The 24,045-nt window shown below is 43.7% G+C and carries 20 protein-coding genes; 11 read left to right on the top strand and 9 right to left on the bottom strand.

All coding sequences use genetic code 11. From position 1 onward, the window contains the following. Positions 1 to 49: 49 nt before the first annotated feature. Positions 50 to 319 (bottom strand): hypothetical protein, encoded by a 270-nt coding sequence (locus tag ACTIE0_RS00955; protein ID WP_006625014.1) that lies wholly within the window; start codon positions 317 to 319, stop codon positions 50 to 52. 337 nt (positions 320 to 656) lie between these two features. Here ACTIE0_RS00955 and ACTIE0_RS00950 point away from each other — a divergent pair, with 337 nt between their 5' ends. The 6 genes from ACTIE0_RS00950 to ACTIE0_RS00925 all read left to right on the top strand — a co-directional run bounded on the left by ACTIE0_RS00950 (position 657) and on the right by ACTIE0_RS00925 (position 7,357). Then, positions 657 to 1,742 carry a glycoside hydrolase family 10-like protein gene (locus tag ACTIE0_RS00950; protein WP_008048673.1) on the top strand — a complete coding sequence of 362 codons (1,086 nt, stop codon included), beginning with the start codon at positions 657 to 659 and terminating at the stop codon, positions 1,740 to 1,742. A gap of 213 nt (positions 1,743 to 1,955) precedes the next feature. Next, on the top strand, positions 1,956 to 2,798 hold the full coding sequence (locus ACTIE0_RS00945) for a glycosyltransferase family 2 protein (RefSeq protein WP_006625017.1): 843 nt from the start codon (positions 1,956 to 1,958) through the stop codon (positions 2,796 to 2,798). Positions 2,799 to 2,919: 121 nt separating this feature from the next. After that, positions 2,920 to 3,702: a calcium-binding protein gene (locus ACTIE0_RS00940; protein ID WP_006625018.1), complete on the top strand. Its 783-nt coding sequence runs from the start codon at positions 2,920 to 2,922 to the stop codon at positions 3,700 to 3,702. Between the two features lie 84 nt (positions 3,703 to 3,786). Then, the gene (locus ACTIE0_RS00935; protein ID WP_006625019.1) at positions 3,787 to 4,731 is read left to right on the top strand and encodes a HEAT repeat domain-containing protein; all 945 of its coding nucleotides are present in this window, start codon (positions 3,787 to 3,789) and stop codon (positions 4,729 to 4,731) included. Between the two features lie 61 nt (positions 4,732 to 4,792). After that, positions 4,793 to 6,808: a tetratricopeptide repeat protein gene (locus ACTIE0_RS00930; protein ID WP_006670804.1), complete on the top strand. Its 2,016-nt coding sequence runs from the start codon at positions 4,793 to 4,795 to the stop codon at positions 6,806 to 6,808. Between the two features lie 60 nt (positions 6,809 to 6,868). Continuing rightward, positions 6,869 to 7,357: a hypothetical protein gene (locus ACTIE0_RS00925; RefSeq protein WP_006625021.1), complete on the top strand. Its 489-nt coding sequence runs from the start codon at positions 6,869 to 6,871 to the stop codon at positions 7,355 to 7,357. A gap of 37 nt (positions 7,358 to 7,394) precedes the next feature. On the opposite strand, the gene ACTIE0_RS00920 is transcribed toward ACTIE0_RS00925, so the two are convergent. Further along, the gene (locus tag ACTIE0_RS00920; protein ID WP_006670805.1) at positions 7,395 to 7,793 is read right to left on the bottom strand and encodes a hypothetical protein; all 399 of its coding nucleotides are present in this window, start codon (positions 7,791 to 7,793) and stop codon (positions 7,395 to 7,397) included. A 9-nt stretch (positions 7,794 to 7,802) separates the two neighbouring features. Next, positions 7,803 to 8,735: a GTPase Era gene (gene era, locus ACTIE0_RS00915; protein WP_006625023.1), complete on the bottom strand. Its 933-nt coding sequence runs from the start codon at positions 8,733 to 8,735 to the stop codon at positions 7,803 to 7,805. Positions 8,736 to 8,842: 107 nt separating this feature from the next. On the opposite strand from era, the gene ACTIE0_RS00910 reads away from it, so the two are divergent. Both ACTIE0_RS00910 and ACTIE0_RS00905 read left to right on the top strand, forming a co-directional pair. Further along, positions 8,843 to 10,504, top strand: a complete 1,662-nt coding sequence (locus tag ACTIE0_RS00910) for an efflux RND transporter periplasmic adaptor subunit (protein WP_006625024.1) — start codon at positions 8,843 to 8,845, stop codon at positions 10,502 to 10,504. 36 nt (positions 10,505 to 10,540) lie between these two features. Continuing rightward, complete coding sequence (locus ACTIE0_RS00905) at positions 10,541 to 11,758, top strand: ABC transporter permease (protein ID WP_006625025.1); 1,218 nt, start codon at positions 10,541 to 10,543, stop codon at positions 11,756 to 11,758. Positions 11,759 to 11,989: 231 nt separating this feature from the next. Here the strand turns inward: ACTIE0_RS00905 and ACTIE0_RS00900 are convergent, their stop codons facing one another. After that, on the bottom strand, positions 11,990 to 13,132 hold the full coding sequence (locus tag ACTIE0_RS00900; RefSeq protein ID WP_006670779.1) for a SpoIID/LytB domain-containing protein: 1,143 nt from the start codon (positions 13,130 to 13,132) through the stop codon (positions 11,990 to 11,992). A gap of 222 nt (positions 13,133 to 13,354) precedes the next feature. Between ACTIE0_RS00900 and ACTIE0_RS00895 the strand changes: the two genes are divergently transcribed. Beyond that, positions 13,355 to 15,511, top strand: a complete 2,157-nt coding sequence (locus ACTIE0_RS00895; RefSeq protein ID WP_008048647.1) for a Tex family protein — start codon at positions 13,355 to 13,357, stop codon at positions 15,509 to 15,511. Between the two features lie 26 nt (positions 15,512 to 15,537). On the opposite strand, the gene ACTIE0_RS00890 is transcribed toward ACTIE0_RS00895, so the two are convergent. Beyond that, positions 15,538 to 17,154, bottom strand: coding sequence for a hypothetical protein (locus ACTIE0_RS00890; RefSeq protein WP_006670781.1), 1,617 nt, complete (start codon positions 17,152 to 17,154; stop codon positions 15,538 to 15,540). Positions 17,155 to 17,565: 411 nt separating this feature from the next. Here ACTIE0_RS00890 and ACTIE0_RS00885 point away from each other — a divergent pair, with 411 nt between their 5' ends. After that, positions 17,566 to 18,693, top strand: a complete 1,128-nt coding sequence (locus ACTIE0_RS00885; protein WP_439516820.1) for an RNA-guided endonuclease InsQ/TnpB family protein — start codon at positions 17,566 to 17,568, stop codon at positions 18,691 to 18,693. A gap of 114 nt (positions 18,694 to 18,807) precedes the next feature. Here ACTIE0_RS00885 and ACTIE0_RS00880 read toward each other — a convergent pair whose 3' ends face one another. The 3 genes from ACTIE0_RS00880 to ACTIE0_RS00870 are packed head-to-tail and all read right to left on the bottom strand — an operon-like array spanning position 18,808 to position 21,347. Continuing rightward, positions 18,808 to 19,509, bottom strand: a complete 702-nt coding sequence (locus ACTIE0_RS00880) for a response regulator transcription factor (protein WP_006622569.1) — start codon at positions 19,507 to 19,509, stop codon at positions 18,808 to 18,810. A 43-nt stretch (positions 19,510 to 19,552) separates the two neighbouring features. Further along, positions 19,553 to 20,365 (bottom strand): sulfite exporter TauE/SafE family protein, encoded by an 813-nt coding sequence (locus ACTIE0_RS00875; RefSeq protein WP_006670279.1) that lies wholly within the window; start codon positions 20,363 to 20,365, stop codon positions 19,553 to 19,555. A gap of 10 nt (positions 20,366 to 20,375) precedes the next feature. Then, on the bottom strand, positions 20,376 to 21,347 hold the full coding sequence (locus tag ACTIE0_RS00870; RefSeq protein WP_006622571.1) for an acetamidase/formamidase family protein: 972 nt from the start codon (positions 21,345 to 21,347) through the stop codon (positions 20,376 to 20,378). A 6-nt stretch (positions 21,348 to 21,353) separates the two neighbouring features. On the opposite strand from ACTIE0_RS00870, the gene ACTIE0_RS00865 reads away from it, so the two are divergent. After that, positions 21,354 to 22,814, top strand: coding sequence for a mechanosensitive ion channel domain-containing protein (locus ACTIE0_RS00865; RefSeq protein ID WP_006670276.1), 1,461 nt, complete (start codon positions 21,354 to 21,356; stop codon positions 22,812 to 22,814). 366 nt (positions 22,815 to 23,180) lie between these two features. Here the strand turns inward: ACTIE0_RS00865 and ACTIE0_RS00860 are convergent, their stop codons facing one another. Then, positions 23,181 to 23,741, bottom strand: a complete 561-nt coding sequence (locus ACTIE0_RS00860) for an REP-associated tyrosine transposase (RefSeq protein WP_006622573.1) — start codon at positions 23,739 to 23,741, stop codon at positions 23,181 to 23,183. Positions 23,742 to 24,045 lie beyond the last annotated feature (304 nt).

The raw sequence follows: 24,045 nt of genomic DNA, 5'->3' as shown, positions 1-24,045 counted from the left end.
ACAGGCTACCTGCTGACCGCCTCAGAAGGCTTTAGCTAATTGCCCCCATTCAGCTTGTATCACCAGCCACCATCCCATAATGTTCCTGGGAAGCTAAAGATACTAGGACTAAATCAAGGTGCCAGGGTTCGGAAGTCTTAGATGACAGGAGAAGATATACTCGCCAAAACTGATCCCCATCGTGGTGGTTATGGGGATAGGCGATCGCCTCAATAATCCAGGATTTGATGATTTTAGCTAACAACACATTTGGCTGATGATTGGGAAAACCCTTAACCCATCGCCAACCTACAGCGGACGGATCCCTTGCAACTCCCATAAAGTGTGTATTCCTTACCCCAATACCCAGGTCAAACTCTGATTGAACCTAAGACAGGAGCACCCATCTGGGGAATTAGTCGATTTATGCTATTAACTTTGATGCAGCAGCAGCCAGAACATTTAGGACATCCACTATCCTGAAACCTGGGAGGTGGACTCTTTTGGGCCCCTATTCCCTGTTCCCTATTCCCTGTTTGCTGCTATACATTGTTAAAATTGCCCCTTAACTAAAGATAATAGCTGAGGGATATACTGAGCAAGACTGCCCTCAAATCAATTTGAGAAATGGGGAACAGTCTACGGATTAGGGGGTTCATTCCCCGAAAATCCTCAATATGAAAACCAAGTTACTGGCAACCGGAGGGACTATGGAAGTTCGTGGGATTTGGCTAACTACTACTGATAGCAGGGTTCTCTACTCTAGGGCGACTATTGCTGAAGCAATGGACTTTTTAGCCGACACAGGCTTTAATGTCGTGTTTCCAGTGGTTTGGAATAAAGGGGTCACTCTCTATAAATCTCAGGTGATGAGCCAAAAATTTGGCGTTGAGATTGATTTTTATGTTCGCGGACGTGACCCTCTCGCCGAAGTGATTGAGGAAGCCCATCGCGTCGGACTCAAGGTGATACCCTGGTTTGAGTATGGGTTTGCTAGTTCCTATCAACAGAATGGGGGCCGCATCCTTAACCAAAAACCTAACTGGTCGGCGATTAATTCCCAGGGGGGTATGGTGGTGAAAAATGGCTTTGAGTGGATGAATGCCTTTGATAGCGAAGTTCAGGACTTTATTATGAGTCTGATTTTGGAGGTCGTCCGTAAATATAATATTGATGGCATTCAAGGCGATGATAGACTCCCCGCCTTACCTTCGGAAGGGGGATATGATCAGCAAACGGTGCAGCGTTATGTCAAAGAGTTTGGCCGTCAACCTCCCCTACATCATAAGGACTCTCAATGGCTACAGTGGCGCGCTAATATTCTCACCGATTTTCTGGCGCGGATTAAACGAGAGGTTAAGGCTATTAAACCCAATTTGATTGTTTCTATGTCTCCTAGTGTTTATAGTTGGGGATTAAATGAATACCTCCAGGATTATATTGCTTGGATTGACCGCGATTTGGTAGATATGATTCACCCGCAACTTTACCGCCGCAATTTTTGGAGCTATAAGGGGTTGGTTGATCAGTTGGTTGATGTTCAATTCCGAGATTGGCAATTGCCTAAATTGTCCCCAGGAGTTTTGATTAAAGTGGGGTCCTACCGAATTAGTGCCGATGAACTTTTAAAGTCTATTGACTACAACCGACATCGCGGCGTGAAAGGGGAGGTTTTATTCTTTTATGAAGGACTCCGGGAAAATAATGATGAGTTGGCTAAAGCACTCCGCCGAGGACCTTATGCTACTCGGGCTCGTTTATAGATGATATTGACTTAAAAAAACTGGCTATTTTCAGCAGAGATGACGCGATTTTGTGACGGCTTATTATGGGGATATTTAACCATAATTAAACGCTGTAACTTTAACTGCCTCTCTGTTGGATGATAGCTGCTGCTATTCCTTCGCCTCTATGAGAGGGGGTTGATGGTTCTCCTGGTTGGGAAATATATGGTAATTAATTGTTAGGATTTGGTCATGTATGATAGCCGGGAAGTCACCATAGACACTCCCTTAGTTAGTGTGTGTATTCCCACCTACAATGGGGAGAGGTTTGTGGCTGAGGCTATTTCTACTGTTTTATATCAAACTTATCCCGGAATTGAGTTGATTATTTCTGATGATGGTTCGACAGATGAAACTGTGGCGATCGCTAATTTTTTTCGGGAAAATTCATCTCTGGAAATTCGAGTAATTACTAATCAGAATCAGCGGGGAATTGCCGGGAATTGTAATCATTGTATTACTCAGGCTCAGGGTAAATATATTAAGTTCCTATTTCAAGATGATTTGTTGGCTCCAGAATGCCTAGAAAAAATGGTTGGCTTGGCTGAAACTTACCCGGAAATATCCTTAGTATTTTCCCGGCGAGAAATGTTTTTTAACCAAGGGGCAGAAAGTGACCCATATCTAATCATGGTTTATCAGGATTTCCAGGATTTGGCGGCGGGTTGGTCTCAATTAAAACCTGTGCAATGGGGTAGAGATTTATTGTCAGACCCGCGATTATTTGAACATCCCATTAATAAAATTGGCGAACCCACTACGGTTTTACTCCGTCGGGAAGTATGCGATCGCTTAGGAGGATTTGACCCCCATTTAAACCAATTAGTTGATTTGGATTTATGGTGGCGAATTATGGCAGAATATCAGGTGGGTTTTATTGATGAAACTTTATCTTATTTTCGGCTACATCAGCATCAAAAAACCTATCAAAATATCCGGGAAGGGACAGATACAGATCTTCACTTTTTTGCCAAGGTTTCCTCTCACCCAGACTATGATTTTTTGCCCTTAAACATCAGGCAAAAACTACATTAAACCTGACCAGTTACATCAATCTTCAGTCCCTCTCACCTCACGGGAAACAAATCTATCAAGATTTTGTCAATAAACTTGGTAAAGTTTAAGCAGATATGGTTTTGAAAAGGAGTCCCCAATTATGACCAGCTTTCTCACCCCTAGCGCTAACTTAGGTATATTCGGAGTTAATGCTTTATTGGGTTCCCCTGGAGATGATATAATTTTTGCAACTCCAGGTCAGTCTTTACCGTTTCCTGATGGGATTTTATTACTAGCAGGAAATGATAGCCTCCAAGCAGGTCACATCACGGATCCCTTACTGGTCAATGGCAACCAAGGCAATGATACCATTAGTGGGGGAAGCAATAATGATACACTGTTCGGGGGGCAAGGAGATGATTTCTTGTATGGTGGACCCGGTAATGATCTCTTATTTGGAAATTTAGGGGATGATTTATTAGAGGGTGGTCCGGGAAATGATACCATTTATGGCGGTCAGGGAAATGACACGATCCGGGGAAATGATGGCGATAATCTCTTATTTGGAGATTTGGGTAATGATTTTCTCTACGGAGGCGCGGGTCGCAATACCCTGATCGGTGGTGAGGGTGATGATACCTATTTCTTAGACCCCATACATAGGAGTTCACAACTGCGAGATGTTGATGAAATTCGCGGTTTTAATGTGGTCAATAATCCGTTTTTTGGTGATAAAATTGCTGTCCCGGTGGGAACTCGCATTGATGAATTGAGTTTAGAACGCGATCGCCCCGATTTGCGCCCCAGCCAAAATGATGTCAATGGTAACGGCTTAAATGACATTATTCTTGAGCTGGAAAACGGAGATTTTCTGGGGGTTCTGATTAACGATGGCAACCTGCCGCGACGGTTGCTGTTGGATATCGATTTTATTTTCATCTAAAATGGGTTAAAATGGCATCTAACTTGGGAAGTCTCGTGAATTGATGAGAGTCAACCCCCAAAGTCCTCAAACCAGGTGTTTTATATGGATAACCATGCCAAGCCCAGCGTTTTTACATCCCCCAAAATAGTCCGGTTTTGTTTTTCGGCGATGCTGTTATTAATGGGAACAACCGCCACCCAGGCGACAGCTACAGCAGAGGTAATTACTAAAATTCAGGAACTCGGTAGCGATAACCGACAACATCGACTAGCGGCGGTGAAAGTGTTAAAACAAATGGGGTCTACTGTGGTTCCGGTTTTGGTGGAAGCCTTAGAAGACCCAGACCCGGCTATCCGTCGCAGCGCGGCCTATGGTTTGGGGGTAATGGGTTTACAGGACTCCCACGCGATCGCCGCTTTGCTATCTCACCTAAAAGACCCAGACCCGGCGGTGAGAATGGATGTGGCTGTTGCGCTTCAGCAATTGGGGCCTGCTTCTGATCAGATCCAAAAAACGGCGATCGCTGATTTTATCGAAGCCCTCAACCATGAAGATAAGGCGGTCAGGGAAGGGGCAACTTTTGCCTTGGGAACTCTGGGAAAAGAAGCAGCCCCGGCGGTCCCTCAGTTAATTGCTGCCCTCAAGGATAGTGATGAGGAGGTGAGGATTAGCGCGGCTATCGCCCTGCGGCGCATCGGTTCTCCGGCAGTTCCTGCCCTCACTAAGGCACTTACGGACGCAGATATGCAAGTTCGCACCAAAGCGGCTTTCGCCCTCGGTAAGATTGAATCAGCCCTGATTCCAGCTATGACCGCCGCCCTGGAAAATAGCGATCGCCAACTGCATCAGAATGTGGCTAAATCCCCGGAAAAGACCACCAATCGAAGGGTTGAGGCTAATCGTCCCTTTCCGGTCGGTTCTCAGCCTATCCGCCCTAACACCAGTCCGAGTCCTTCCCCTAGAGGTTCTCAGCCTATCCGTCCTAATTCCAGTCTCCGTCGGTCTCCTGGGGGGGGCTCCGCCTATCCCCCTAACCAGCAGATCTAGCAATTCTACTGTGGGTTATCTGTCCCCCCCCTCCAGGGGGGCTTCATCACTGAGACCAATCATGACGGATCAAATAATTTCTCCTGATGTTGAGTTGGCGACTTTTCATTGTCAGTTAGGGTCGCAATTCCTGGAGTCGGGACGGTTGGCGGCGGCGGAGTCTGAATATCAAAAAGCGATCGCTATTTGTCCAGGTCTGACTAATGCTTACTTGGGCTATGGTGCTTTATTGTTGTTGCAAAATCAACCACAACAGGCTATAAACACCTATGAAAAAGCCCTTGAATACACCAGCACCCCGGAAATTCTTTCAGCCCTAGGGTTGGCTTGGTTAGCCCTAGGAAATGAACCCCAAGGCTATTATTATCTAGGATTGTCAGCCTCTTATAGTTGTGACTATCAAACAGCTATTAATTACTATAATCAGTATTTGGCAAATTGTCAAGAGTACGAATCATCTATTAATCTGGAAGTTAAGGTAAACCTGGCTAACTGTTATCAACGGCTAAATCAATATAATTATGCAGCGGCTATCTATCGCGGTTTAATTGATGAATTCCCTCAAGTTGTGGAACTTTATGTTAACTTGATTTTATCATTGTCAGAAATCGGCGAAATTGCGGAAGCTATAACTATGGCGACTGTGGCTGTTAATAATTTTCCTGATCAGATTTATCTCAAGTTTGCCAAATTGCGATTATTGCCGATTATTTACAATACTACTGCGGAAATTTTCGCCTCTCGACAAGGGTTTGCTAAAGACCTCAACGCCATTATTGAGGAAACCTCTATTTTTGATAATGCTACCCTCCAGGCTGTGGGAGAAGGGACAAATTTTTATCTGCAATATCAGGGAGATGAACAGTTATTTAAAGGTGGTTTGTCTGAAAAAAACTTACAGCGCCAATATGGGAATTTTTTACATCGGGTAATGGTCGCCCACTATCCCCAATGGCGAGAAGCACCGCCCCCTAGACGCAGGGCAAAATCTGATAAAATTCGAGTTGGTTATATCTGTTCGTTTTTACAATGGCACACGGTGGGTAATCTATTTTTAGGATGGGTGAAAAATAGCGATCGCCAAAAGTTTCAGGTCTACTGTTATTATACCGGACAGGAAGCGGATCAGATTACGGATTTATATCAACAATATTCGGAGGGATTTTATCATATCTATAATAACATTGAACAAGTCAGCCAACAAATTTATAGCGATCGCCTGGATATTCTGGTATTTTTAGAGTTGGGAATGTGTCCGCAAACCCTACAAATAGCCGGACTAAAACTCGCCCCTATTTATTGTGCTACCTGGGGACATCCAGCCACTACAGGATTACCAACTATCGATTATTTTATCTCCGCTGAATTGCTGGAACCTGCTCACGCCGAAACTTACTACAACGAACATTTAATTTGTTTACCTAATTTAGGGATTTACCTAGACCAGCCATCATTTCCCCCCTTAGAAAAATCTCGGTCAGATTGGCAGATATCCGCCCATGATATCATCTATTTATCCTGTCAGTCTCTGTTTAAATATTTACCCCAATATGATGATATTTATGGTAAAATTGCCCAACGGGTACATCAATCTAAATTTGTATTTATCTCCCATTGGTATCAGGAAGTTACCGCCAAATTCCAAAAGCGTCTGTATGCTGCTTTTGACAAATTGGGTTTGTCGGGGGAAGATTACTGTCTATTTTTGCCCCGTTTAAATTATGCCGAATATCTGCAATTACAGAGTTTGGCTGATGTGGGTTTAGATACGTTTCAGTTTACCGGATTTGCGACTACCTTAGATGCGATCGCTGCTAATTTACCCCTAGTCACTCATGAGGGTACAATCATGAGAAGTCGCCAGTCAGCGGGGATTTTACGGCGCTTAGGAGTTACCGAAACCATCGCCTATTCCGAAAGCGAATATATAGAAATTGCGGTAAAATTAGGGTTAGACCATGAAACCAGAACCGCCATTAAACAGAAAATCAAAAACCGTCGATTTCGTCTGTATAATGATTTAAAATGTATTGAGGGATTAGAAGAATTTTATCAAACTTGTGTCCCAGTTAAATAGGCTCAATTCCGGTAGGGTTGATTATAGTTAGATGTCAATATTTGCGAGTGATATAATTATATGGGTTCGTCAATTTTAGTTAATTTAAGAGAGGCATTTTTAACCGCCCCAGGATTTTGGGAAAGTTGCCTTAATCCTAAATTAGGTAATTGGTGTAAATTAGTAGAAGGAATAGACCGCAGTCAGACTGATGGTTATTCGATTGAGGGACCTTTTGTCAGTCAAATTGACCAATCAGCTTTACAGGTTCCGGGATTATATCTTTATTGTCAAAAAGGAAGGCGAAAACGGGGAAATTGCGATCGCTTATATACCCTCTTTGTGTTGGAACCTGACGGGACGGTGAAAGTAATTCATGAAATGAAAACCGCCAGCCGCGACTGGGCGATTGAATTATGGCCGCCAATAGAAGCCTATTTTAATAGTCAAACCCAGTCGGTAGAAAAACGCCGTCAACAGTTATTAGCGGAAATTGAATCTTTGGAATTTCAACTGAGTCAGCGGCGGTCAGAATTATTAGCTTTAGAAACTAATTATGACGGGGAATAGGCACGAAAATCGACCAATTGAAGGCGGCTTGGTAAAATTAGTAATAACGGACTAAGGCGACTCGTCCAAAACGCTGATCAATTTCTATAGCCCTGATCTCAATTTCGGGAATTGCAGGATTAGCATAAATAGTGGTTTCTCCGAGAGGTAAAGATAAACAGCAATGAAATATAGGCTGTCGGTGTTCTGGGGGTAAAAATTTATCCTCTCCCATAGCCATAACTGCGGCATTACAAAAAGAAAGCTGACCCTCTAAATTCAGAACCCCAGCCGGAGTAGTAAACTGTTCACACCAGCGGAGAGTTAAAAACCATTTCGCGTCTGACAGTCTTTTAAATACGCGATCTGGCTTCGGATATTGCAGGACTTTATATCCTCCTTGAATAGCCACAACAGTGCCGCCCAAAAAACCAAATATAGTGCCGATATCGCTCATATTGCCCCCTTATTCTTCGACCCGATAACCCAACTCAGCCAACTGATTTCGCGACTGTCGCCACTTAGGTTGAACGCGCACAAACAACTCGAGATAAACCTTTCCATCTACTAACTTTTGAATTTGTTGGCGGGCGGCGCTACCAATAGTTTTGAGCATTTGTCCGCCCTTCCCAATTAAAATGCCTTTTTGGGAAAGACGTTCGACATGAATGGTGGCTAAAATACGGGTAATCTTAACATCTTCCTCTACTTTATCAATAGCGATCGCCACAGAGTGCGGTACTTCCTCGCGGGTGTGTAGCAAAATCTGTTCACGAATTAACTCACCCATAATAAACCTTTCCGGTTGGTCAGTCACTAAATCGGGAGGGTAATAATAGGGACCGGGATCTAAACTGTTAATTAACAGATTTTGTAATGTTTCTAGCCCCGCACCAGTAGAGGCAGAAAACTTGACCATTTGCCATTGATTAGCTTCAGCGAACTGCTGATAACTCTGGTCGATCGCCTCATATTGATCTGGCTGTAAGTCCCACTTATTTAAACCCAAAATCACGGGGACTTTAGTATGAGTCAGTAAATCGACGATATAGCGATCGCCACCCCCCGACATCACCGAACTATCCACCACAAAGACTAACACATCCACCGAGGCGATCGCCAATTTGGCATTCTTTACCAACACCTTACCTAACTGATGATGTGGCTTATGAATTCCCGGCGTATCGACGAAAATAATTTGAGCGGACTCAGTAGTAAGAATTCCCCGTAAGCGGTTACGAGTAGTTTGAGCGATAGGAGAAGTAATCGCAATTTTCTGTCCTACCAACTTATTCATCAGAGTTGATTTCCCCACATTGGGGCGGCCGATAATGCCGACAAAACCTGATTTGTAGCCTGCTGGCGCGACCGGAATACTCACCGGAAACATAGAGTCCATCTTTCCAATTACCTAAAATTTTGATAAAATTGATATGTGGCTAACTGATCAGATTCAATCGTAAATACTGATCGAGTTGGTCAGTTCGTGGATCGAGAGGAAACATAATGTTAACAGATCCCAAACCCGAAACCGAGTCCCCTAACGGTCTCGTTAAGCATGACTTCCAACCCCCAGTAGTAGCAAAACCGCCCCGACGTAGACCCAAATGGTGGGCGATCGCACTGCTGGCTTTAGGAATTCTCGCCGTTCCCATGGTCGCGCACCGAGTCTATCATCGCAAGCCTAACTCACTACAAATGGTGGAAGCGTTGACTGTACCAGTGGAAGCCAAGGATCTGACTGTAACCGTTAGGGCGAGTGGAGTTGTACAACCCGTGCGCCGGGTCAATTTGAGTCCCAAAACTCAAGGGCGTTTAGCTCAATTGTACGTTGAACAGGGCGATCGTGTCGAAGCCGGTCAAATTATTGCGCGCATGGAGAGTAACGAACTCGAAGCGCAACGGCTACAAGCGCAAGCCAGGTTAGAACGCACCCAAGCCAATTTGGCAAAACTGCGCCAAGGCTCTCGTCCCGAAGCCATTGCGAGCGCCAGAGCCCGCCTAGAACGCGCGATCGCACGCCTAGCAGAGTTGCAGGCTGGAACACGCCAAGAAGAAATTGCCGTGGCATCTGCGAGGCTTAGAGAGGCGGAAATTCGCTTATTTGATGCCCGGTCCGGGAGCCTGCAAAATGAAATTGACCAAGCGCAATCAAGAATACAAGCTAATTTAGCTGAGTTGGAATTGGCCCAAGGACGGGTACAGCGCTATGAAGAATTGAAAAGTCAGGGGGCTGTTTCTGAGGATACTTTGGATGGCTATAGGCGAGATCAACGCCGCTTGGAGGCTTTACAGGATGAGGCTAAACAGCGACTAGCACAACTTCAGGAAAATAGGCGATCGCAAATTGAACGATTGGAAGCTACCGTTGAACAGGAACGTCAGAATTTGCAACAGTTACAAAATGGCACTCGTCCTGAAGTTATCAGACAGGCTGAGTCTGATGTTACCGAGGCGCGTAGTCAGTTGAATGAGTTGGAAAATGGCACTCGTCCTGAAGATATTGCCGCCGCTGAAGCTGATGTCCGCGAGGCTGAAAGTCAACTGCGCTATTATCAAGTGCTGTTAGAAGATACTAATATTCGTGCGCCTTTTGCTGGAATTATTACTCAAAGATATGCCGTTGAGGGAGCTTTTGTAACTCCGGCTACTTCCGCATCTGATGCTAGTTCTGCTACCTCTACTTCAATTGTCGCTTTGGCTAAGGATTTGGAAGTTTTAGCGAAAATCCCCGAAACTGATATTGTCCAAATTGAACCATTACAAAAGGTGGAAATTGTCGCCGATGCTTACCCAGATCAGGTCTTTGAAGGTGCAGTGCATTTAATCGCCCCGGAAGCTATTAAAGAACGGGATGTTACCCTGTTTCAAGCCAGGATTGATATTCGCACCGGACAGGATGTATTACAGTCGGGAATGAATGTTAATTTACGGTTTGTCGGTCGCCAACTTAATCAAGCTGTTGTGGTTCCGACTGTGGCGATTATTACTAATCGGGGAAATACCGGTGTACTCATTCCTAACCAGGAAGGTCAACCAGAATTTAAACCGGTTACTATCGGTTCACAAATTGGTAATGAAATCCAGATTTTGCAAGGAGTTACTACAGGCGATCGCGTTTTTATTGAATTGCCACCCGGACAAAAACTTGAAGATATTATACAATAAAATAGCATCTCAATCCTTAACTACTTATCCCTAATTATGCATATTGTAGAAAGTATCAAAATGTCCTCAGCGACATTATTGGCTAATAAAATGAGAAGCAGCCTAACTATGTTAGGCATTATTATAGGTAATGCCTCAGTTATTGCTATGATAGGTATTGGAGAAGGCGCGCAAACCTTTGTCGAAAATCAAGTTAATTCCTTGGGTCCTAATGTATTATTTATTGTACCCGGAAGCCCGGAAGCCCAGAGAAGACCTGTTTATCCCCCTCAAAATTTAATCCTAGAAGATGCACTGGCGATCGCTGAACAAGTCCCCTCAGTCGAAGCCGTTGCCCCTTCCTTAACAGCTAGTGAATTAATCTCTTATCAGAGTAGGAATGCCTCCGCTTCTATAATTGGCACTACCCCAGAATATATGAGTGTCCGCAGCTTTGATATTGCCAAAGGACGGTTTATTTCTGATTTGGATATTCAGCGAAATGAACAGGTAGTCGCCCTCGGTTCAGAAATAGCAGAACAATTATTTGGTAATGAAGACCCCATCGGTAAACAAGTCCGACTCAAAGATATTACATTGCAGGTAATTGGAGTCATGCAACCCAAGGGTTCAAGTTTAGGAAGTAATGAGGATATGAATGCTTTTATCCCCATTACCACCGTGGCTAATCGCATTACTGGGCGCAGTTCTCCCTATGGTTTACAAGTTACCTTTATTTCCGTTTCTATTAAAGAAGCACATCAGATGAGGGCGGCACAATTTCAAATTGAGAATTTGCTACGTTTACGACATAAAATTACTGATGAAGATGATTTTACGGTTCGTAATCAACAGGATTTAATGAATATCCTCGGACAAATTACTGGCGCTTTAACCTTGATGTTAGCAGCCACGGCGGCGATTTCCTTGTTAGTTGGGGGAATTGGAATTATGAATATTATGTTAGTTTCCGTCACAGAAAGAACCCAGGAAATTGGTCTGAGAAAAGCTATAGGCGCTTCCCAAAATGATATTCTCATTCAGTTTATTATTGAAGCGATTATCTTATCTGTAGCCGGGGGATTAATTGGTACAGGTTTAGGTGTTAGTGGTGTGTTAATGGTGGGAATACTAACACCTTTAGAAGCTGGAATTTCCACAAGTGCGATCGCAGTCGCGGTCAGCGTTTCTGGGGGTATTGGCTTATTTTTCGGTGTAGTTCCCGCCAGACGCGCCGCCGCCCTTGATCCAATCGTCGCCCTCCGCAGTATTTAATAGTTGATAGGCAATGAATAATTAATAATTAATAATTAATAATGAATTACCGGGGATAGGGCGGGTTTATTTATCCGGTCGTGGGAAGTTGAGTTGACACCGGAACCCGCCCCTACAATTGTCAATTGTCAATTAATTACCGGGGATACGGCGGGTTTATTAATCCGGTCGTGGGGAGTTCGGGCCCCCACAATTAATAATTATTAATTATTAATTATTAATTATTAATTATTATTGGACTTGGATTCTAGCGAGAGTTGTATTTCGATAATAATGAGCGAGAATTTGCTGATAATTATATCCAGCATTAGCTAAACTATAAGCCCCCCATTGACTCAAACCCACACCATGACCAAAACCGCGACCAGTGACTACAAAATTGCCAGAAGCATTGTTACGATCCACCCTAAATCTGGTGCTACGCAACCCCAAAGCCCTAGCGATCTGCTCACCGCTAATAGTGCGAGTTCCGCCACTTCCGACCACTCTCATGGAAATCACACTTCCAAAAGCGGAGGTTCTTTCTGGTGTCATAGAGGAAATTTGACCAACTCCTGAAATGCGGTTACTAAGGTCATTAGTGGAAAAAGTCCTTGTCCATTCAAAGACGGGAGAACCACTATCAAAATCTGGAACCCCCCGCAGGTAGGGTAAGGGATTTTCCCAGACATCCTCAACATTTTCGGTGTGACCCCCAGAGGAAGAATGGAAAACAGCCAAAATCACCCGACCATTGTAAGTTAACACCTGACCTGCTGTCGCCCTAACCGCCGTCTGAGTCCCTGGCGACTCCCCAGACACACCGCGATAGACCTGATAGGTTTGAGTATCCCCCAAATCATAAATCTGACTGCTATTATTTTGGCGCTTATACAGTGCATAGGTCCGCGCCGCCACAGCTTGGGCTTTCAGGGCTTCCTGGGGCCAATTTCCCCCCATTTCCGCCCCTAGGACACTGTAGAGATACTGATCGAGATCGACATAATTAATAGCCATTAGCCCACCATTGCGCTGGACTAATAACACCCGCCCCCGATACCAATTATCACCTATCCATACTTTGCCATTTTGGGAGGGTTCGACCCAAATTTGACCTGCTTTCCATTGACTGAGGGATACCTGACCAGATGCAGATTGGGCGACAGTTGCGCCCATATTGGGAATTTGTCCCAAGACCCTACCGCTACCGTCGCGCACTGTTGCTGGGGTGGAACTTCCGACTTTAATTTGATTGCTGTCAGTGGTTATCGCCACCCGCATTAACACGGAAGCGGCTGCTGGGGACATCATCAGCAGCCACAGCAGCAGGGATAGCCAGCCATAACGCTGGAGGGGACGAATCAAGAGTGAAACCAAAAATATTCCTGAACTCATATCTTAACTATCAGATGTGGGAGATACAGCTTGTTCACCAGTCGCTTAATACATTGCCCTCACCCTAAATCTGGATCCCAGAGAGGGAGAGGGACTTTGAGAGGTGATCAGATGATTTCTGAACAGGCTCTACTGACCTTGACTGTACTATTGGCGAGGGTAGCATTTACAATAATTTTGTATACCAAGCTCAGGTCACAAAATCAAGTCGGTTCAGATTATATGCTTAATATTACTCAAATTCTAGTTCAGGAACTTTCGTTAAAACGGGTTCAAGTTGAAAATACATTGGCATTATTTGCGGAAGGGGCGACTATTCCATTTGTTGCACGTTATCGCAAAGAAATGACGGGTTCCCTTGATGAAATTCAACTGCGGACTCTGGCGGAAAGATATAGTTATTTAACTGAACTTGAGGAACGAAAAAATAGCATTTTGGAGGCGATCGCCTCTCAGGGAAAACTCACGGATGAACTACAGACCCAAATTGAGAACTGTTTGTTAAAAACGGAACTTGAGGATTTATATCTTCCTTACCGTCCCAAACGTCGCACCCGCGCCACTATGGCTAAGGAAAAAGGATTAGCACCCCTAGCTGAGTTGATTAGTTCCCTTAACCAACCCCAAGCGCCCAAGGTTTCCCTAGAGTCAGAAGCGGCTCAATATATCGATGCAGAAAAGGGGGTTAAAACGGTGGCAGATGCCCTGGCTGGAGCCGCCGATATTTTAGCGGAACAGGTGGCAGAGACGGCGCATTTAAGGGCAGATGTGCGCGATTTTTTAATCAATGATGGTGCGTTTGTATCCAAGATTAAAGATGATTACCCAGAAGGTTCGACTAAATTTGAAATGTATCGGAATTTTCGGGAAAATGTGATGGATATTAAACCCCATAACCTGTTGGCATTATTCCGGGGAGAAACTGAGGGGGTTCTCAAGGTGGATTTAGATTTTGATGAGTCTTTGGTGCTGCATCATTTGGAATCTCAAGTTATTCGCAGTAAAAATCGGGAGATTCGCCAGTTTTATCAGGATATGATTAAAGATGCTTTTAATCGTCTGATGAAAAATTCGTTAATTAGTGAAATTAGGAGCGATCGCAAATCCTACGCAGACCTAGAATCTATTAAGACGTTTGAAGCTAATTTGCGGGAATTATTACTATCTCCACCAGCGGGAATGAAGCCTACTTTAGCTATTGACCCTGGTTTCAGGACAGGTTGTAAAGTGGCGGTATTGTCGGAAACTGGCAAGTTTTGCGAATATCAGGCAATTTTTCCCCACCAGTCACAGTCACAACGTCAACAAGCGACCAAAACGATTCAAGACTTAATTAAAAAGTACAAAATCGCATTAATTGCTATTGGAAATGGTACGGCTGGACGGGAAACGGAAGAGTTTGTTAATCAGGCGATCGCCTCTTTAGAATCTCCACCTATTACGGTAATGGTAAACGAGTCTGGTGCTTCTATTTATTCGGCGAGTGATGTCGCGCGGGAAGAATTTGCTGATTTAGATCTGACAATTCGGGGGGCGATTAGTATTGGTCGCCGCCTCCAAGACCCGTTAGCAGAATTAGTTAAAATTGACCCCAAATCGATTGGTGTCGGACAATATCAACATGATGTTGACCAAAAATTACTCAAGAAAAAACTTGATGAAACGGTAGAAAGTTGTGTCAACTATGTGGGAGTTGAATTAAATACGGCTTCCCAACAACTCTTAACTTTTGTGTCTGGAATTACTCCCACTATCGCCCAAAATATTGTTAAATATCGCAATGAAAATGGGGCATTTAAAAATCGTAAACAGCTTTTAAAAGTGGCGAAATTAGGGCCGAAAGCCTTTCAACAATCGGCGGGATTTTTGCGGATTCGTGGGGGTGTTAATCCCCTAGATAATACGGCGGTTCACCCGGAAAGTTATTCGGTAGTTGAACAAATTTTAGCGGATGTGGAAATCCCTTTAAATGCGATTAGCAAAACTGCTGAAAAACTCAAAAAAATCGACTTAAAACGCTATGTAACAGATACGGTCGGCTTACCTACCCTCAAGGATATTATCGCCGAATTAGAGAAACCTGGACGTGATCCACGCGCTGAGTTTAAATATGCTACTTTCCGGGATGATATTAAAGAGGTGTCGGACTTAAAACCGGGAATGGAGTTAGAGGGAATTGTTACTAATGTGGTTAATTTTGGGGCTTTTGTAGATGTAGGAGTCCATCAATATGGGTTAGTTCATATTTCCCAATTAGCCGATCGCTTTGTGGAAGACCCTCAACAAATTGTCCGGGTCGGACAGGTGGTGAAAGTCAAGGTTTTGGAAGTCAACGAAAAGTTAAATCGGATTAGTTTATCGATGAGAATACGCAGTTAAACTCAGACTTACCCCCGGCTGCTTCCCTACCATTGGACGATCGCCAAAGGTTCTGTTAACACTTGGTGATATTCCCGTGAGAGTTGCTGAAGATATTGTAGACACATTTCTGACCTTTCTAGGTTGACAAAATAGCTAGAGTCAACATCTTGGTAAAAAATCGCACCTTGGTTAATTATATCGATTTGAGGATGTTTAGATATGGGAACAATTAGGGGGGTGTCTAATTCCGAGGGAATGAACCCGACGGGTAGTTGACCTTTGAGGATAGCTAAAATCTGAGATTTACAGCAACGAGTATTCACGCCTCTTTCTTCTAAACGAGTCATCACCTCTGGGATAGATAAAGGTAAATCCCCAAACACTCGCAGCAGTTCACCCAACAAGAAATAATCCCCATATTGTTGGCTAGAATAATTCAACAATTCGGGAAATAAAGGAAGTCTGGCTAAACCTTGGGCGATCGCATAATTACACCAAGATTCTGGGTCAGTAATTGAGATTATACTAGCATTAGGTAACTTTTGGCGTAGCCATTGACTCAACACCGACCATGAACCGTTACCACCCCGACAAATCGCCCTTTTAATTCCGACGGTCGAAACCCCAACTTTACTAATCAGATGATTGAACTCTCGGTTGAGGTTCTTCACAAAAGGAACTAACACGCGACGATCTAACTCATTAGCGGTAACTTTGACTTGATTTTCCTGTAGAGAAATAGTCACATTTTTGCCAGCTTGTAAACTGGGTTTTTGGGATTCTATCGCATCGATTAAAGCTGATAAAACTAACTTTTGTTGAAGGCGATCGCGGTGAGTGCGTTGGGATGTTCCCGGAGTAGGTAGGACTAAATAGGAACCATCCCAATCAATCATATTTTCGGCGCAAAATTGACAGATAATATCCAAATTTACATCATAGCCACCATAGGTCACACTGACACCAAAACAGTCAGCATAAGTTAAATCATGCTCCTGAGATATTCCCATCACCATTAACTCGGTGGTAGCAGCACCAGCATCAATAATTAAGGTAGGTTCGTCTATTTTCGGTTCCCATTCACTTAACCAAGTAGCGATCGCATCTTCCACCATCCAAATTTGAGAGGGACTCTTGACCAAACCCGCCGCCAAAATGGTTTCCCGCACATTAAAACCATAAGCATGGGAAGCCTGAGTCGGACATCCTACCACCACCCCGGATAAACTCATATAAGCGGTTTTGAATTCCTGATCAGTTAAACCATTAGCACCAGATTGATAGTTTTTCGGTAAAGTCAAATCACCATCTTCGCTGTCTATATTGTCACCCCCACCTTGAGGAGAAATAGTCGATAATAGCAACTGTAAAGCCTGCTTAAACGTCCCTAAAAATAACTTTTGGGTTGGGGATACCTGAAGCAGGGGACAGGGCGCATAATCCTCACCAAAATGATGGGGGATAGCCCAACTAAGATAAGGTTTAAATCCTTGTAAAACTTCTGTTTCCCCTATTTCGCCGCCGGATTTTCGATGCAAGTAGACGCGACTGGGAAGGCGAAAAATGCGATCGCTCTCCTGAGAATCACTCAGCCAATATATAGGGTAAACAGCCTCAGTCAGGCGATCCAAAAGTGCGGCTGATATTCCGGTCGTCCCCACCTCCAGCCCTAGATACCATCGATTTGAGGAATCGTCCCCAAGCGTCGATACAACAGATTCTTTTCGGGGTAAATCCGATCCCCCTAGGCTTGGTGTTTCTGATGTCACTGTCCCGGCTGATTGAATGTTTCCTCAGTATATCTCAGGATGATCACAAAAAACTGGGAATTTTTCCATAGGCGATCGCACTATGGCGACAGTTGCTGCTATGATCCTTCCTGTTGGTGATGAGGAGCAAGAATTTAATCCAAGATTTGCTTGACATCTTATGACAATAAGGTACAATACCCCAAAAGATTCGCAACTCAATAATGAATATACGATAATGAATATACGGTCAAACCCCAGACCATGCCAAATTTCCCTGACGACATACTCATTAAGTCGGATTCTTCATGGTAAAATCCAATCATGCCTTACAAAGCTTTCCGGACAAAACTAAAACTCAATGACCGTCAAGCCACCTTGATGGCCAAACACGCGGGTTATGCTCGGTTCGTGTTTAATTGGGGATTACACTTATGGAGGTCAGCTTATGAAGAGGGACTCAAGCCTAACGTCAACTCCATCAAAAAGGTTTTTACGAATTATGTAAAACCTCAATATCCTTGGATGTCTGAATTGTCTTCTAAAGTTGATCAATATGCCTTCATTAATCTAGGGGATGCCTTTAAGCGCTTCTTCAAGGGAATAAGCAGTTATCCTAAATTTAAGAAGAAAGGCCACCATGATAGTTTTACGCTTGACAATTCCGGAAAGCCATTCAAGTTGTCAGGAACTCGCCATAAGCTGCCTTTTGTGGGCTGGGTTTCTACATTTGAGGCTCTACCCGAAAGTTGGGTTAAGAAAGTCACCCTAACGCGCCAAGCAGGGGACTGGTATATGAGCTTTTTTGTAGAAACCACACCAGAAATTACACCGAAATTCCGAGAGAGAATCGGGGTAGACCTAGGAATTAACAATTTGGCGACTTGCTCCGATGGGACCCAATTCTCTAATCCCAAGGCTTATAAAGCAGCCACCAAAAAACTAGCTCGATTACAACGTCATTTAAGTCGCAAAGTCAAAGGCTCAAAAAATTGGGCCAAATGTCTCTTAAAAGTTCAAAAGCTACATCAAAGAGTCGCTAATATTCGCCGTGACACGATTCATAAAATAACTACTTTTTTGGCTAAAAACCACAGCCAAGTAGTCATTGAAGATTTGAATGTGTCAGGTATGCTGAAAAATCATGGTTTGGCGGGTTCTATCGCTGATGCTTCATTTTATGAGTTCCGTCGTCAACTAGGTTACAAGGCAGAACGTTATGGTTCAAAGTTGATTATTGCCGATAGATTTTATCCATCCAGTCAACTTTGTTCTAACTGTGGCCATCGTCAACAAATGCCCCTAGTCCGTCGGACTTTTGAATGTCAGAACTGTGGGCTGAAGATTGATAGAGATTTGAACGCCAGTATAAATTTAGAAAAATCGCCTGGTTCAGACGATTACACTTGTGGACGGGGTGCTGCCGACAGTCCCGGACGAAGCCAGAAATAAACATCAATATCCGGCTATGTCCGGTTTTGTTTAAGTTTTATAGAGCAGGACGGAGAGTTACGATTTTTTGTTCCCCCACGACCGGAGCCGGAAAATTAAGGACTGGTTGAGGTGTTAGGGGTTGTCCTCGAATTTGTAGCCAACTCCTGTTACAGTTTTGATGAAGGTGGGATGAGATGGGTCGGGCTCAACTTTTTTCCGTAGTCTAGCTACATGGGTATCAACTACTCGCTCATCCCCAAAAAAGTCATCTCCCCATAATTTATCGATTAATTGGGTACGACTCCACACGCGACCGGGATAACTTAGAAAGGTGGCTAATAAGTTAAATTCTAAGGTGGTCAGGTCTAAAGGTTCGGTATTACCATGGTTTTGAAAGTTGGCTTTCCTTTGGTCAATATCAACGGTAAAATGAGCGGTTTGGTAGGTTTGGGTCTGTCCTCCCTGGCGGAGACTGCGACGCAATAAAGCTCTAACTCTGGCTACTAATTCCCTAGGACTAAAAGGCTTGACCATATAATCGTCGGCTCCGGTAGACAGACCGACTATGCGATCGATTTCTTCTCCCTTGGCGGTTAACATTAAAATGTACGGGTCTTTTTGTCCGGGTTGTTGACGAATACGAGCGCAGACTTCTAAACCGTCTAAACCGGGAAGCATTAGATCGAGAATAATTACATCTGGTCGTTGTTGTTGAAATATCTCTAATGCGCTTAATCCATTCTGGCTAATTTGACAGGAAAATCCTTCCGCCTCTAAAGTCCGACGGATAAGGAGAGCAATTTCTGGTTCATCTTCGACAATTAAAATATTCATAACTTACTCCGATATTGGCACAGTGGAAAGGTTACAATACAGGTTACAGACTAGCCCGCCAAAACATATAAATTGAGAGTATTCCTAACAGTGTCCTAAAGGCTAAAGTGACAATGCGATCGGGTAATTTTGGTAAAAATCTGGTGCTAATTTGTACTCCGACTAATCCTCCTAAGCCTAACATAAATCCCTGCCCCCACAGCACATTTCCCTGTATAGCGTGTCCGATACAAGCGGAAGCAGCAGTAATAATAATTACGCCGAGGCTGGTTTGAATAGAGACTTTAATGGTTTCCCCTAAGAGGAGAATTTGCAGGGGAACAATAATCACGCCGCCCCCAACCCCAAAGAGTCCGGCTAGGAGTCCGGCGAGACTCCCGGTAATCATAAAGGCTAGGTATGGGTTAATGGTTTTTTCGGGCTGAGTAGAACCGGGGTTAAGTTGTTCATCTAGTTGCTTTTTGGCGATGATATCCTGGCGGACTTTGACTAAGTAAATATTCAAAAGCAGTAAACATCCAAAGCCGAATAACAACCAAGATGATGGTAATAAATCAGCAATATAAGACCCAAGTATGGCAGTAATTACGGCAGAAAATCCAATTGATATTACCCGCTTCACTCGCAAAAAACCCATCCGCCAATTTTGGATGCTTCCTGATATGGCGGTAATTAGTACCGAGAAAATACTGGTGGCTACTGCTTGATTACTCACATAGCCAAGGGTGACTAAAATAGGCACTAATACTGTGCCGCCTCCAATTCCTAAAAATCCGGCTAATATTCCAGCTAAGAGTCCGGCGAGGGCGAGGGTTAAAAGTTCTGTTGGGGATAAGGATAAGAGTTCCAAAATCATTAGTTAAGGATTAGTTAAGGGGAAATTGGAAAGTTTCTGGTAAGATGGATTTGGCGATCGCACCATGAACCCCTTTTTGGGGGCTATTAACTACTTGGGTAATGCGGAAGTCAACCCCTAGGGAACAGAGAATATAGGCTTCTTCTGGGGAAATTCCTAGGATTTGCACTAATAGGTTAATGGTACGTTCTAGGGTAGACTGAAAGGCATCATCCAGGGTATGACCAAAACCCATGGTGATTATATCAGTTGCGGTTTCTGCTAGGGGGACATCTAGGGAACAGTTTTTGTGCAGAATAATTTTAATTGTGCCATTCATGGAAGTTTCGATCGCTGTGGTGTTGACTTCACCGCCTCCCTGGGCTGCGTGTCCGTCTCCCAGGGAAAATAGGCCACCGGGAACCAGTACGGGAAGGAAAATGCGCGACCCGGCTTGTAATTCTGGGTTGTCGATGTTTCCCCCATAGACTCCTGGAGGTATGGAAGACTGGGAGGTTTCGCTGGCGACTCCTAAAATTCCGAAAAATGGGCGCAGGGGAATTTTTACCCCACTTTGGGGGGGAAATTCGGCTAGATTTCGGGTAAGATCGAGGTTGATAAATCGCAATTTCGGCTGGCTAAATCGTTGCGGTAGGGCTCCCCAACCGGTTCTGATAGCATTAAACCCTACATTTAAACGGGGGTAAATTGACTCTAACTGGATTTCTAAAATATCTCCGGGTTGGGCATTTTCGATGTAAATGGGACCAGTGAGAAGGTGAGGACCAGGACCGACAATTCGTTCCGGCGACAGGCGGCGACAAAGTTCGATAAATTCTGGGGTCAAAAATCCTTCTGGGGCTTGATTATAAAGGTAATAGCCTGTGTAGGTTTCTACCTGAATGCGATCGCCTGATGCGATGACTAAGGCTGGCTCTAGTTCCGGAGAAAAGCCTCCTACATGGGTGGTGTTTGCTGTGGCTTTCAGAGTATAATTAACCATCTTAATATGAACATTATTCAGTATTTGATAGGGTTCTTTTGGGAGGCGTTCACTCGACCGATAAAGTTGGGTGAAATTTCTCTTTCTATTCAGTTAATTGTCACAGTTATTTTAGCTTTCGTTGCCGTTTTTTTTGTTTGTACCTTTCTGAGTAATTTACTCAAAGATAAGATTCTTGTCAAGTTAAAGTTTGATGAGGGTAGTCGAGAGGCGATCGCCACCATCTTCCGATACTTTACCATTACTATAGGCTGTTTACTCATTCCCCAAGCTGCCGGAATTGATATGAGTTCCTTTACTTTCCTGGCTGGTGGTTTAGGTATTGGTTTGGGTTTTGGTTTCCAGGGACTCGCCCAAAACTTTGTCAGTGGTTTAATTTTATTATTAGAAAGACCCATTAAAGTTGGCGATTATATTGAACTTGATAAATTGGAAGGAACTATTCGCAAAATCTCCATTAGGTCTACTGTAATTGTGACTAATGATGATATTTCGATTATTGTTCCCAATCAGATTTTAGTGAGCAATAAAATCATTAACTGGAGTCATGGGAATGTACTTAGCCGCATTCATATTCCGGTGCGAGTCGCCTATGGAAGTGACCCAGTTTTAGTCACCGAAGTTTTGCTATCCGCCGCCCGCCAAGAACCGAGAGTATTACACCACCCAAAGCCACAGGTTTGGCTAAGAAATTTTGGCGAAAATTGTATTGATTTTGAATTGTTAGTTTGGATAGAACTTCCTAAAGCTAGGCTACCTATTCAAAGTTCTTTAAATTATATCATCCAAAGCAAACTGTATCAAAATAATATCAACATTCCTATCGCCCAGCGAGACCTATGGATTAGAAATACTGAGGAACTTAAACAGGTATTTGCACCAATTATCGCTTCTTCCCAGTCTGCTAAAATAAAATCCGCCACTACCACTGAATATCAGGAATTAGAAAGGCAAAATATGTCCCTACAAGCCTTATTACGGAAGGTAGTTTATTTTGAGGGTCTGAGTGATTTAGCATTATTAGGGTTAATTGAAATGGGCTACCGAGAAACTTTCGCACCTCATCAATTTATTTTCCATGAAGATGATCCCGGTGATGCTTTTCATATCATCTTATCTGGGGTGGTAGAAATTTTAGCGGAAAGGGCTAATAAGCATATTCGTGATTTATCAGCGGGAGATTTTTTCGGGGAATTAGCATTAATTATGGGGATACCTAGAACGGCGGCGGTAAGGGCTAAAGAAACCACTATTTTGTTTGTGGTTAGTCGTGATGTATTTCAGCGGTTTTTAGGGAGTTATCCCCAGGTAGCAGACCAAATTGCCGAGAAAGTAGCTGAACGAAAAGAGGAGTTAGTACAACGTCAAAAAATGCTCCGAGAAATGGGTATTTTAGGGGATGATGATTTAGATAATAATCCCTTAGTATGGATTAAACAACGCATGAAGTCTCTATTTGGTATTTGAGATCAAAGTATCTGTAGGGGCGGGTTCACCGGGCTATATCATAGTCACAGATAAACCACATAAACCCGCCCTATCCCCGCCCAATCAAAGTATCTGTAGGGGCGGGTTCACCGGGCTATATCATAGTCACAGATAAGCCATATAAACCCGCCCTATCCCCGCCCAATCAAAGTATCTGTAGGGGCGGGTTCACCGGGCTATATCATAGTCACAGATAAGCCATATAAACCCGCCCTATCCCCGCCAGATAAACCCGAAATATTCTAATTATCGGTGGGTGGGGGCGGGTTTATCAAAATTCCGGTGGGGAAGTTTCATTGACGGCAGAACCCGCCCCTACGGCTTTTTCGGGTGGGGGCGGGTTTATCAAAATTCCGGTGGGGAAGTTTCATTGACGGCGGAGGCGCGCCCCAACGGGGTGGTAATGTTTTGGGAAATGGGAAATTGATGGGATGGGTGCATTTCGTCTTGGTTCCAATTATAGGGATTATTGACGATATATTCTCGAATTTTTTGTAATGCGTTTTCGTCCCTAATTATATGTTCATAATATCCCCTTTGCCATACAGGAACTTTAGAAAGCGATCGCAATTGATTAATCCTACGGCTAGAAAAAGTTTTGAAACCTTGAACAACTTTTGAGAGAGTATGGCTGTGGTCTGTTAAGATAATGATACCATGAATATGATTAGGCATAATCACAAAACTATCTAACTGAATTAAAGGGTAAACTCTGGTTAGGTTAAACCAATTGAATTTAACCACTTCACCATAACAGTTTAGCATTACAGTTTGGTCTTTAATTTCACCCAATAAGCATTGTTTATGATAAATACAAATTGTGACAAAGTATGCCCCCGGTTGACTGTAATCATATCCTCGAAGACGAATTGATTGGCGGTTATGAATATCAGGATTGTATTTCATATTGATAAACCATCATTAATCATCTGTAGCGGCGTGTTCACGCCCGGTATATGGTAATTGGTAGGGGCGGGTTCACCGGGCTATATCATAGTCACAGATAAACCACATAAACCCGCCCAATCCCCGCCCAATCAAAGTATCTGTAGGGGCGGGTTCACCAAACTATATCATAGTCACAGATAAGCCATATAAACCCGCCCTATCCCTGCCCAATCAAAGTATCTGTAGGGGCGGGTTCACCAAACTATATCATAGTCACAGATAAACCATATAAACCCGCCCTATCCCCGCCCAATCAAAGTAT

The organism is Limnospira sp. (assembly GCF_051859755.1).
Classification (GTDB): Bacteria; Cyanobacteriota; Cyanobacteriia; order Cyanobacteriales; family Microcoleaceae; genus Limnospira; species Limnospira fusiformis.
Note: the sequence above shows the minus strand (reverse complement) of the source record. Positions and strands in the feature narration are given on the sequence as shown.

Bases quoted from the DNA above. Each gene is read 5' to 3' on its own strand.
- ACTIE0_RS00865 (WP_006670276.1), top strand. From the start codon at position 21,354: ATGAACATTATTCAGTATTTGATAGGGTTCTTTTGGGAGGCGTTCACT.
- ACTIE0_RS00925 (WP_006625021.1), top strand. From the start codon at position 6,869: ATGGGTTCGTCAATTTTAGTTAATTTAAGAGAGGCATTTTTAACCGCC.
- ACTIE0_RS00900 (WP_006670779.1), bottom strand. From the start codon at position 13,132: ATGAGTTCAGGAATATTTTTGGTTTCACTCTTGATTCGTCCCCTCCAG.
- ACTIE0_RS00885 (WP_439516820.1), top strand. From the start codon at position 17,566: ATGCCTTACAAAGCTTTCCGGACAAAACTAAAACTCAATGACCGTCAA.
- ACTIE0_RS00950 (WP_008048673.1), top strand. From the start codon at position 657: ATGAAAACCAAGTTACTGGCAACCGGAGGGACTATGGAAGTTCGTGGG.
- ACTIE0_RS00940 (WP_006625018.1), top strand. From the start codon at position 2,920: ATGACCAGCTTTCTCACCCCTAGCGCTAACTTAGGTATATTCGGAGTT.
- ACTIE0_RS00895 (WP_008048647.1), top strand. From the start codon at position 13,355: ATGCTTAATATTACTCAAATTCTAGTTCAGGAACTTTCGTTAAAACGG.
- ACTIE0_RS00945 (WP_006625017.1), top strand. From the start codon at position 1,956: ATGTATGATAGCCGGGAAGTCACCATAGACACTCCCTTAGTTAGTGTG.
- ACTIE0_RS00910 (WP_006625024.1), top strand. From the start codon at position 8,843: ATGTTAACAGATCCCAAACCCGAAACCGAGTCCCCTAACGGTCTCGTT.
- ACTIE0_RS00875 (WP_006670279.1), bottom strand. From the start codon at position 20,365: ATGATTTTGGAACTCTTATCCTTATCCCCAACAGAACTTTTAACCCTC.
- ACTIE0_RS00935 (WP_006625019.1), top strand. From the start codon at position 3,787: ATGGATAACCATGCCAAGCCCAGCGTTTTTACATCCCCCAAAATAGTC.
- ACTIE0_RS00930 (WP_006670804.1), top strand. From the start codon at position 4,793: ATGACGGATCAAATAATTTCTCCTGATGTTGAGTTGGCGACTTTTCAT.
- ACTIE0_RS00955 (WP_006625014.1), bottom strand. From the start codon at position 319: ATGGGAGTTGCAAGGGATCCGTCCGCTGTAGGTTGGCGATGGGTTAAG.
- ACTIE0_RS00870 (WP_006622571.1), bottom strand. From the start codon at position 21,347: ATGGTTAATTATACTCTGAAAGCCACAGCAAACACCACCCATGTAGGA.
- ACTIE0_RS00905 (WP_006625025.1), top strand. From the start codon at position 10,541: ATGCATATTGTAGAAAGTATCAAAATGTCCTCAGCGACATTATTGGCT.
- ACTIE0_RS00920 (WP_006670805.1), bottom strand. From the start codon at position 7,793: ATGAGCGATATCGGCACTATATTTGGTTTTTTGGGCGGCACTGTTGTG.
- era (WP_006625023.1), bottom strand. From the start codon at position 8,735: ATGGACTCTATGTTTCCGGTGAGTATTCCGGTCGCGCCAGCAGGCTAC.
- ACTIE0_RS00860 (WP_006622573.1), bottom strand. From the start codon at position 23,741: ATGAAATACAATCCTGATATTCATAACCGCCAATCAATTCGTCTTCGA.
- ACTIE0_RS00880 (WP_006622569.1), bottom strand. From the start codon at position 19,509: ATGAATATTTTAATTGTCGAAGATGAACCAGAAATTGCTCTCCTTATC.